Origin of the sequence: Streptomyces sp. SID5785 (assembly GCF_009870065.1) — a bacterium.
Taxonomy (GTDB): domain Bacteria; phylum Actinomycetota; class Actinomycetes; order Streptomycetales; family Streptomycetaceae; genus Streptomyces.
Genome location: NZ_WWIA01000482.1, coordinates 1 through 1,048, shown reverse-complemented (window position 1 = coordinate 1,048; position 1,048 = coordinate 1). Strand labels below are relative to the sequence as shown.

General features: G+C 76.0%; 1 pseudogene. It reads right to left on the bottom strand.

From position 1 onward, the window contains the following. Positions 1-729: pseudogene (locus GTW43_RS15700) on the bottom strand (hydrolase); the annotation flags it as partial. Positions 730-1,048 lie beyond the last annotated feature (319 nt).

The following is a 1,048-nucleotide window of genomic DNA, read 5'->3' as shown; positions in this document are numbered from 1 at the left end:
GGAGAGGCCGCCGAGCGGGCCGAGCGTGACGCCGGTGCGCAGCCCGCCGGCCGCCGCCGCGAGCCGTTCGAGCCGCGCCGGGTCGGCCCCGTCGGTGTGCAGGTCGACCGGGCAGCCGTGCTCGGCCGCGACCTCGAGCGCGGCCTCCACGTACCCGGTCGGGTCGGGGTCGAGGTCGGGGCGGCCGCCCACCACGGCCGCGCCCATCTTGAGCGCGTCCCGCAGCATCGCGAGGCCGCTCGCGCCCGCGAGCCCGGTGAGCAGCCGCGGCATCGCCACCGCCCGCAGGTCCGCGAGCCCCACCAGCGAGCGCCGCGCCTGGAGCACCGCCTCCATCGAGCCGAGGCCCTCCATGTCGCCGATCCGCACATGGGTGCGCAACGCCGTCGCCCCGTGCCCCAGTTGCAGCAGGGTCGACTCCGTGGCCCGGCGCTGCACCTCCTCGGGGTCGTGGGAGACGGGCCCCTCGCCGTCGGCGGTCAGCGCCGTGTCGCCGTGGGCGTGCGCCTCGACGGGCGCGGGCAGCAGGAGGCAGCCGGAGAGGTCCACGCGCGCGGACTGCGCGACGAGGCTGCCGGCCGTCCCGACGGCCTCGATGCGCCCGCCGCCCAGTCGCACGTCCACGGTCCTGCCGTCGGTGAGCCGGGCCCCGCACAGGAGCAGCCCGGAACCGTCGGGCGCGGCGTCGGGGGAGCCGGGCGAGGGCGGCTGCGGCGGGCTGTCGGGCATCACGCTCCAGGGGCTCGTCGAGGGGCTCGGCCGCGGACCGGCCGGCGCGCGGGAAGCGCGGAAGCGCACCAAGATCACACAGAGTGGGTCGAGCCTAGGGCGGCCACACGCGCGCTTCGCGGAACGCGGCAAAAGTCGTACCGGTGAGGTTCGGGAGGCGTACGAGGCGGTCGGGGACGGGGCGCCCGGAGGTGGATCCTGTTCCCGTGCGCCGGGCCCACGAAACGGATTTGGGCGATCGGCGCGCGACCGTGTAATGTCTTCATCGCTCGCCCCAATAGCTCAGTCGGTAGAGCGTCTCCATGGTAAGGAGAAGGTC